This is a genomic window from Chitinimonas sp., assembly GCF_041904975.1.
Lineage (GTDB): Bacteria > Pseudomonadota > Gammaproteobacteria > Burkholderiales > Chitinimonadaceae > Chitinimonas.
On the sequence record NZ_JAYRLZ010000180.1, the window covers coordinates 1 to 8,804 of the forward strand.

The following is an 8,804-nucleotide window of genomic DNA, read 5'->3' on the forward strand; positions in this document are numbered from 1 at the left end:
CGCGGGGGGGGGGGCGCCCCCCCCCTCCCGTCCCCCCCCCCGCGCCGGCCCCCCCCCCCCCCCCCCGGTGCCCCCCCGACGAAACGCGATCCGCCGACAAAACGTCAACAGAGCCTAGGCAAGGGGAGGGACGCAGGGGGCGGCGGTGGTACCATTGCGCGTTTTATATTCTCGGTAGGTACAGCCATGTCACACCGCGCCTGGGTGGATACCGCCATCCAAAGAATCGAGGCGGATTTCAACCGCTCGGCCGACACCCATCTGATTCCGCTGGATTTGCCGGGCTATCCGGATATCACCGTGTACTTCAAGGATGAATCCAGCCATCCGACCGGTAGCCTCAAGCACCGGCTGGCACGCTCGCTGTTTCTGTATGCGCTGGCCAATGGCTGGTTGCGCCCGGGCCGGCCGGTGATCGAAGCGTCCAGCGGCTCGACGGCGGTGTCGGAGGCCTATTTCGCCCGCCTGTTGGGCTTGCCGTTTATTGCGGTGATGCCGGCCTCGACTTCGCCGGACAAGATCGCAGCCATCGAGTTTTACGGCGGCCGCTGCCATCTGGTGGAGCAAGCCGGCGCCATCAATAGCGAATCGCAGCGCTTGGCGCAGGAAACCGGCGGCCACTTTATGGATCAGTTCACCTATGCCGAGCGGGCTACCGACTGGCGTGCCAATAACAATATCGCCGAGTCGATCTTCAAGCAGATGGCAGAAGAGCCGTCGCCGATCCCGGCCTGGATCGTGTGCAGCCCCGGTACCGGCGGCACCAGCGCTACCCTGGGCCGCTACGTTCGCTACCGGCGCCACGACACGCGCATTCTGTGCGTCGATCCCGAGACCTCGACCTTTTTTGACTACTTTGCAAGCGCCCAGAGCGGAAAGCCCGACGCCAGCCTGACCTTGCCCTGTGGCTCGCGCATCGAAGGTATAGGCCGGCCACGGGTGGAGCCGAGCTTTATCCCCAGTTGTGTCGACACCATGCTCAAAGTGCCCGATGGATTGAGCCTCGCGGCCATGCGCTATGTCAGCAAGCGCCTGGGGCGCCGGGTGGGCGGGTCCACCGGCACCAACTTCATCGGCGTGCTGTGGCTGGCGCAGCATATGCAGGCGGCCGGACAGGGCGGCTCCATCGTCACCATCCTGTGCGATGCCGGTGAGCGCTATGCGCATAGCTATTACAACCCTGACTGGTACGCGGACCAGGGTATGGACTGCGCTCTGGATGACGCCAGCCTTGCTGCAATGTTGAGCGGCGAGGCGCTGTCAGGGTTGCGGGTGGCTGGTGAACTTGTTTGAGGCCATGAGTTGCAATTGCCCGGCCAGTTGCTCGCTGAACAGGCGTGCCGCCTGCGGGGTGGGGTGCAACTGGCTGCAGAACAAGCTGCCATCGTTGATCAGGATCTGCTCCGGATGCTGCCAGGCCGAGGCGGCAAACGGGTAGCGGCTGCGCATTTGCGCAAAATAGCCGTGCCAGCGCGGTAGATCGGCGCTGCTAGTCATGATCGGTGGTGCCCGCAACAGCAGCTTGACCCGGCGCTTGGCCAGCTCGTCGGACAGCTGTGCCAGCTGCGCCATGGCTGCTTCATGCAGATGTCCCAGATGCCAGGCGCTGAGGCGATCGATCAGCGTTGCATGGCTGGCCAGCAGCTGGTCGGGCAGGCTGGCGCCGGCATGCACGCTGGAACCCAGGCTGCTGCCAGGCTTGCAGCCAAGATAGTCGCCACGTGAATCGCGCAAGTGCGCTTCGGTCCAGAAAGTGGCGTCGCTTGGCGCGGACGGGCCAAACCAGATGCCGATGGCCGAGCGCTCTGCATAGATGTTCTCGCGCGAGGTGGGCCAGATGCCGACCTGGGTGGTGGGAACCGGCAAAGTCCAGCCACTGTGCAAATCATCCAGATCAATGCCGAGCAGCATGCGGCTGGAATACACCACGGTGTCGCCAGGTCGGGCCAGGTGGCGCGCCAGTGCCAGGGTACGGCGGTAGTCGTCGGCCTCGTTCATCAGGCCGAAGTTGGCAGCTGGCAAACCGAGCTTCGCCTCCAGCACTGCCGCTTGCAAACCGGTCACTGCATTGGAGCCGCCAACGATGATGATGCGCGGCCGGTCGGCACTGCGCTGCGCCAGGTGCTGTTCGGTTGCCTGCAACCATTGCAAGGTCTCATGCACGCGGTTGCCGGGCAGGTAGACATCGATGAACGGCCGGACGAAAACCAGCAGCAACACCAGCAATAGCCAGGGCAGCAGCCGGCGCCACGATGCACGCCGCCGCCGCCATGTGCTCAGGCTCGTGTGTCTAGATGCCGGCATATACCGCCCCTTCGCTGCCGGCTTCGACTGCCAGCAGCAACAGGGCCGCCAGCGGCACGCGCAGCGCCGGTTTCAGCAAAAGCCGGTATGGGCGGCCGCTGTGCAAGCTCAGCGCCTCGCCGAGCATCAACACAGCAAACAAGGCGATGCCGAACCAGGCGAGCGCGCTGGCGCCGCCTATCGCGGTAAACAGATCGGGCAACAAGGTCTGCCAGTTTTGCAAGTCGGTAAACGCTTGAAAGTGCTTGGCCAAGGCGGCGCGATTACTCATGAATAGCAGGCGACCCATGATCAATACCAACCACAGCGCCGGCAGGCCGAGCCAGCGCAAGCGCCTGCTTCTTGAAAACCACAGCACATAGCTCAAAAACGCCAGCGCATGCCAGGCACCCCACAGCAGAAAGTTCAGGGTCAGGCCGTGCCAGAGAGCCGACACCAGAAAGGTCAGCATGGTGGCGAGAATCAGCGAGGCGCGGCTCGGGCCGAATGCCTGGCGCATCGGCTGGAACAGATGCTCGCGTAACCAGCGGCCCAGGCTGGTATGCCAACGCTGCCAGAAGTCGCGCAGATTGCTGGCAAAGAACGGGCTGTGGAAGTTCATGGTGATGCGCAGATTGAGGATCCAGCCCGCGCCAACGGCCATCATGCTGTAGCCGGCAAAGTCACAATACACCTGCAGCTCGAAAGCCGTGGCCCCGGCTAGCGCGCCCAGCAGCGGATTGCTGCCTTGGTACTGCCAATATTGGCGGATCAGGCTGGCGGCCACCAGATTGTAGACCGCACCCAGCAAGATCCAGCGCAGACCGACGTCGATATGGCGCGGACACAGCCGCCAGCGAAAGTGTTCCAGGCGGTTCAGCCAGTTGGCGGTTTCCAGCGGGCCGCATAAAAATCGCGGAAAGTACAGGCAGTACACCAGATAGGCGACAAAGCGGCGCGGCGAAGCATGGCGCTCTGGCTCACGCCAGTGGGCGACGTTGTAGGCAATCATGGTCAGGATGAGAAAGGGCAGGCCGAGCAGGCTGGCCAGCGCTGTGGTACTGGCAGGCTGCCCGAGCGTTCGCACCCAACCATGCCATTCGGCAATACCCAGCAGGGCGCACCAACTCAGCAAGGAGGCGCAATGCAAGCCGGTACGCAGACGTGGGTAAAGCAGGCCGGGAAGGATGAACAGCAGGTAGTTGCCGGTGGCAAGGCCCAAGGCGACGGCCGGGACCATGTGGTTATTGCAGAGAAAGCCGATGGCCCAGCAAGAGCCTGCCAGCAATAACCACAATGAAAAGCCGCTACAGTGCGGCGCGGCCCATGCAGCAGCAGGCGCCGGTGATGGCGCCAAGACTAAGCGTGTCACGCTTATTCCTCCCTCGAATTACCTGATTGCCGCTTCTTTGGCGGCGCTTGGTCATTGCCTTGTATGCCAAGGTCATGTTTTTGCAAATTGTCAACTGTGGATTTTACCAGAGCTACAACTGTTGCATTATTTTGTTGCGTAAACGCCAGCTTGAAGGGGTTTAAGCGAGGCGCAGGAGAAAGCACTGCAAGCATGGCTTTCATCAGGACCGGTATTTCGTCCAGAGCGCCGGTTCCGCCGTGCCAGGATTGCGCGTGCGGGAATAGCTGCCGGGATGCTTCGCTTCCCCGGTTTTGCCGCAGCATTGTGCAGGGAGTCGGCTAGCTTGCTGCTTGTTCAGCCAGCGCGGAGGCCACAAGGTCAATGCGTATTGATGCCTTGCAGGTGCTTTGGCGGAGCGCATGGTCTCGAGCGATTCTTCTCGGCGCATCCAAAAGTACAAGGGCCCACCGTTTCCGGTGAGCCCTTGTTTACGTTTCCCTAGTCAATGACCATAGGGCAGCGGTGGCGGTAGTTCAGCTATTGCACCACCGTGAATGCCTGGCTGCTGCCATCGCCATTGTTGATCACTACCTGGGCTTGCTCGTTCAACCACCAGGCTTGATTGAGCTTGTCTGACGGAGTCTTGCTTAGTGCGAAGCCAGGCTTGAGCTTGAAGACGTTACCCTTGATCGTCAGCGTGGCAATGCCGGTCTCGATGCTGACCTGCACCTTTGCCTTGGCATCCAGGGCAAAGACCGCCTGCTTGAGCGCGTCGAGATTGGCAGGGGCCGGGACCAGCACCGTGCTTTGCTGCTGATCGTTGTAACTGAGTTCGCCATTGGCTTCGACAATCAGGCCAATCCGGCTATCGGGCTTGCCTTGCCACACCGGGCGTACCCGGTATTCAGTACCGCCCTGCTTGAGACCACCATTTTGGCTCAGTGTGTAGCTGCCGTCGTTCTGGACGGAGGCATTGCCGAAACCCAGTGCGTGGGCCTGGGTAACAATCCGGTAAGGCTGATTGACAGCAGGAGCCAGCGCCAGCTGATAACCGCCCGCCGAGAAGCGGATCCGGCCATCGTCCTGAACATCGAAACCATCCGGCACGCTGGTATCGATCAGCACATCACCGGTGATGCGGAATGTCTCGGGCAGTTTGGCCTTGATGGCGTCTGCATGCTTGAGCGAATAAACACCCCATTGGTTTTGCGAAAGCTGGCTGGCGTCGAGCCCGGCCGTGTCGAGGAAGCGTTGCTTGAGGGTTTTGCCCTTGCCAAGGCGGATAGAGCTGCCATCCAGGTTGGGTTGCTTGGCATCAACCATGATGCTGGCAATCGACGGGTCGACCGGGGCCAGTTTGTCACCGATCAGCAAACTGCTGTCGCTGATGGTGCCGGCGCGCAGCCTGCTGACCTGGTTGTCGCCATCAAACGACACTGTTTCTCCGGCCAGCAACTTGTTGTCAGCCAGCGAGATTGCGCGCTTGGTGCTGGTGCGCAGAGTATCCGGCAGGGCCAGACAGCCGCTGACGACACCGATATCGCGTGCATTGTTGCTGCCCATCTGCGCTTCCAGCACGGTGCTACCAGAGCCCGCACAGGCTGCCAGCACCTGGTCTCCCAGCGCTATCAGCGCCTTGCCGGCCGCGCTCTTCAACGTGATTTTGCCGCTAAGCGACTGGATAAGCGGGATGTAAGCGCCCTTGCTGGCGATACCGGCAAATTGAATCCGGCCCGAACCACTGATTTCCAGCAGGTTATTGCTGCCCATCTCGACATACACTGTCGATCCATTGCCAGGCAGGGATAATGTTGCCGGGGTGATCGAACCTGGTGGAGGGGGCGTGCCATCGCTGCCGTTGGCGCTTGCCAGGGCAACCTTCAGCGGGGCGATACAGCTTGCATTGCTGCCGCCATTGCGTCCGGCGCACTCCCAGCTCCAGGAGCCATTGCTGACCAGATTGACCGCATCGCCGACCTTGCAAAGATCGCTGCCGGGCGCGCTGGTTACGGCAATACCGTCAGCGCGGCCGCAGGCGCCTTCGATTGGGGTTGCAGGTGTTGGCGTCCCACGCGTGACCGTAATGGTATAGGTCGTGCTCATGGTGCCATCCTGGGAGGTCACCAGCACCGTGATGGTGTTGCTGCCCGCATTCAACGCCACTGGAGCGCCGTTCCCGCTGGCGACCGCATTCCCATTGACCTTGACCGTCGCCGAGCCTGCAACGGTCGGAGTAATGATGATGGTGCCAACACTATTGCTTACGCTGGCGGAATAAGTTTTGGTATTGGCAGAAAAAACCGGGCTAAGACTAACGCTGTCAATTTGCAAATTTGCCAACGCAGGGCCATTCGATGGCGGAGCTTGCACATATTGCGGTGTGCCATTGCTCCAGCACTGCGCTTCGCTATTCATCAGCAGTGCGCAAGTTGTGCCAGACGACGTTAGCGCAATTGCGTTGTTTACGCCTTGAATGACAACAGGCACGAGGATGTGATCGCTGGACTGGTTGCCATTTCCCAGCCAATTGCTGAAACCGGCGCCTTTGACGCTACCATCGGGATAGACTGCATAGGCCATATGATGACCCAACGTCAGCTTGGAAAATCCGGCTGCCGAGGTGTTCCATTCGGTTGCAGTTGTTGGCGTATGGACGGGGCCAGAGCTACCAGTTGCCAGCTCTCCGAAAAAATTTCCCCAACTTGTCCAGCAAATGACTTTTCCATCGCTTTGCACAGCACAGTATTGATCTGCGCCACCATTGGCAGCGATCAGATCCCTTGCGCCGGAAACCCCTGCAACAGTGTGGACTAACGGATTGGAGACATCGTCAGACCAACATTTGACTGTACCGTCGTTGATCAAAGCACAGTAACCACCATTTCCCCCCCCAATTCGGATTGCACCGCTAATGCCAGGAATGGCTACTGGTTGGGCGCCATATGACGCAACGGAACCCAAGGATGGGCCCCAGCATTTGACAGTGCCATCATTAAGCAGCGCGCAAGTGCTACCCGCATTGGCAAGCGCGGAAACCCCGGTCAGGCCGGTAACTGGCGCAGGGTGGAATTGCGTTGCAGGCGAAGTGTCCGGATCGGTGGTGCCACGGCCCAGCTGGCCTTTGTCGTTTAGGGTTCCCCAGCACTGCACAGTACCGTCATTGATGACTGCGCAGGCAAATCGATGGTAGCCGGAAACGCTTTTCGCATTGATCAGACCATTGATCTGGTGAGCATATTGGTAACCGGAAGCGCCATCTTGCAGTTCGCTGTCGTAGGCGCAACGAACCGTGTCGTCATTCATGACCATGCATGCGCCGGTATTGATGGCATGAATTGATTTGATGCCCGACAAATTCCCTGCCTGCGCGTGCAGCGCAAATACCCCCATCAAAATCATCAACATTCCGCGCAAGCATGCTTCGATGGCACGCGTACGCGCCATGCCGAGCATGACTGCTATTGCACTTCGCTTGTCCTGCATCGCTTGATCCCCTGTTTGTATCGAATCTTTCCCGAGCGAATTGCACAGACTGCGCCTTGTCTCGGGCCGCGCGCACTGTAGCGCGGCGACGAAATATGCCAATGGCAATTATTTACGTATTTTGGTTATGCGAAAGGAAGGCGGAATGCAGCTGATCGGCCGACTTTGCTAGTGAAGATCGTTGCAAAGGCATGAAAGCCTTGCAGGAACAGGCCCGCAAATGACAATTGAATGCATGGCGTGTGGGCTCGACATTGCAGGTGCGGATTTCTGCGCAAGTGCGGCTGTGCAAAACTACCGGGCAAAACAGGGCGCCACCGGACGGGGCGACAGGGTGTATGTGGACCAATTGCACCAAGCGATCCGGGCCATGCGTGGTGGAAGCGATAGCGCAAGCGGCAGGCCGAATGCCATGTCCTGCGAGGCGGGGAGCTCAGGCCTGGCGGCCTTGCGCCGTGCGTGTCTTACTGCCGCAGGCGCGCGCTGAAGCCTTGCACCGCCTGCTGCTCGCCCATCACGATCAGCACGTCGCCGGCGCACAGTATGGTGTCTGCCGGCGGGTTGAACTGGTACGGCGCGCTGCCGGCGCGCTGGAGGGCGAGCAGGCTGGCGCCGGGGTGGGCTTCCAGCTGCAGCGTAGCAAGGGCCTGGCCCAGCCAGCGCGAGTCGTGGGGCAGGGCGATTTCTTCGGCGATGATGGTCTGCTCGGGCGAGCGCAGCATCATGTCCAAGAGGGTGATGGCATTTGGTTGCACCAGCTCCATCAGCATGCGCACCCCGCCGATGAAATTGGGCAGCACCACCCCGTCGGCACCGACGGCGCGCAGCTTGCGCTGGGCGCTCTCGTCCACCGCCTTGGCGACGATGCGCAGATCGGCGTTCAGCTCACGCGCCGTCAGCACCACAAACACATTGTCGGCATCGTGGTGCAGGCAGGCCACCAGGCCGGCAGCGCGGGCGATGCCGGCGCGAGCCAGCACCTCGTCCTGGGTGGCGTCGCCTTCCACCACCAGCAGGCCACGGTCGCGCAAGGCTTGTACCCGGGCGGCATCTTGCTCGATCACCACAAAGGCCTGATGCACGCGCTGCATGCCTTCCACCACATAGCGGCCGGTAGAGCCATGGCCGCAGACGATATGGTGGCGGCTGAGGCGGTCGATGGATTTTTGCATGGCACGTCTCCGGATGGCGCGAACCAGTTGGCCCTCGATGATCAGGCTGGCGATGGATGAGGCGGCGTACACCAGCATGGCCGAGCCGAACAGGATCAGCAGCATGGTGAATACGCGGCCGGGGGTATCGAGTGGATTGACCTCGCCATAGCCGATGGTGGCGAGGGTAATCACCGTCATATACAGGCCGTCGAACCAGGACCAGCCTTCCACCCACACATAGCCGAGCGTGCCGGCAGCCAGGGTCAGGCTGACCAGAAGGGTGAGCTGCAGCAGTTTGCGGGTGATGGAATCCAAGGTCGGCCGGGCAGGGCGGTGAAAGCCGGAAAGCTAACACGGGCAAGGCGCGGTGTCGCCGTTTGTGGGAGCGCCATCAAGTTATAACGCGAACTATCCCTAGGCTCTGTTGACGTTTTGCCGGCGGATCGCGTTTCGTCGGAAAGCCGCCAGGCGCAAGGCGTTGTGCACGCAAGGTAGTGATCTACCTCAGTGCGCAACAACACAGCGCCTGG

Annotated in this window: 6 protein-coding genes; 2 read left to right on the top strand and 4 right to left on the bottom strand. The window is 60.9% G+C overall.

The window, feature by feature from the left end; all coding sequences use genetic code 11:
• Positions 1 to 186 precede the first annotated feature (186 nt).
• On the top strand, positions 187 to 1,293 hold the full coding sequence (locus tag ACE3OH_RS15475) for a PLP-dependent cysteine synthase family protein (protein ID WP_374354823.1): 1,107 nt from the start codon (positions 187 to 189) through the stop codon (positions 1,291 to 1,293).
• Here the strand turns inward: ACE3OH_RS15475 and ACE3OH_RS15480 are convergent.
• Both ACE3OH_RS15480 and ACE3OH_RS15485 read right to left on the bottom strand, forming a co-directional pair.
• Entirely contained in the window at positions 1,261 to 2,220 is a 960-nt protein-coding gene (locus tag ACE3OH_RS15480; protein ID WP_374354826.1) for a hypothetical protein, read from the bottom strand. The two genes, ACE3OH_RS15475 and ACE3OH_RS15480, sit on opposite strands and share 33 nt — an antisense overlap.
• Before the next feature lie 70 nt (positions 2,221 to 2,290).
• Positions 2,291 to 3,523, bottom strand: coding sequence for an MBOAT family O-acyltransferase (locus ACE3OH_RS15485; protein ID WP_374354829.1), 1,233 nt, complete (start codon positions 3,521 to 3,523; stop codon positions 2,291 to 2,293).
• On the opposite strand from ACE3OH_RS15485, the gene ACE3OH_RS15490 reads away from it, so the two are divergent.
• A complete protein-coding gene (locus tag ACE3OH_RS15490) occupies positions 3,522 to 3,797 on the top strand; it encodes a hypothetical protein (RefSeq protein ID WP_374354833.1) in 276 nt (91 codons plus the stop codon). The genes ACE3OH_RS15485 and ACE3OH_RS15490 overlap by 2 nt on opposite strands.
• 377 nt (positions 3,798 to 4,174) lie before the next feature.
• On the opposite strand, the gene ACE3OH_RS15495 is transcribed toward ACE3OH_RS15490, so the two are convergent.
• A complete protein-coding gene (locus ACE3OH_RS15495) occupies positions 4,175 to 7,228 on the bottom strand; it encodes a cadherin-like beta sandwich domain-containing protein (RefSeq protein WP_374354836.1) in 3,054 nt (1,017 codons plus the stop codon).
• A 356-nt stretch (positions 7,229 to 7,584) separates the two neighbouring features.
• Positions 7,585 to 8,589: a TrkA family potassium uptake protein gene (locus tag ACE3OH_RS15500; protein ID WP_374354839.1), complete on the bottom strand. Its 1,005-nt coding sequence runs from the start codon at positions 8,587 to 8,589 to the stop codon at positions 7,585 to 7,587.
• Positions 8,590 to 8,804: the final 215 nt, after the last annotated feature.

Bases quoted from the DNA above. Each gene is read 5' to 3' on its own strand.
- ACE3OH_RS15475 (WP_374354823.1), top strand. From the start codon at position 187: ATGTCACACCGCGCCTGGGTGGATACCGCCATCCAAAGAATCGAGGCG.
- ACE3OH_RS15490 (WP_374354833.1), top strand. From the start codon at position 3,522: ATGTGGTTATTGCAGAGAAAGCCGATGGCCCAGCAAGAGCCTGCCAGC.
- ACE3OH_RS15485 (WP_374354829.1), bottom strand. From the start codon at position 3,523: ATGGTCCCGGCCGTCGCCTTGGGCCTTGCCACCGGCAACTACCTGCTG.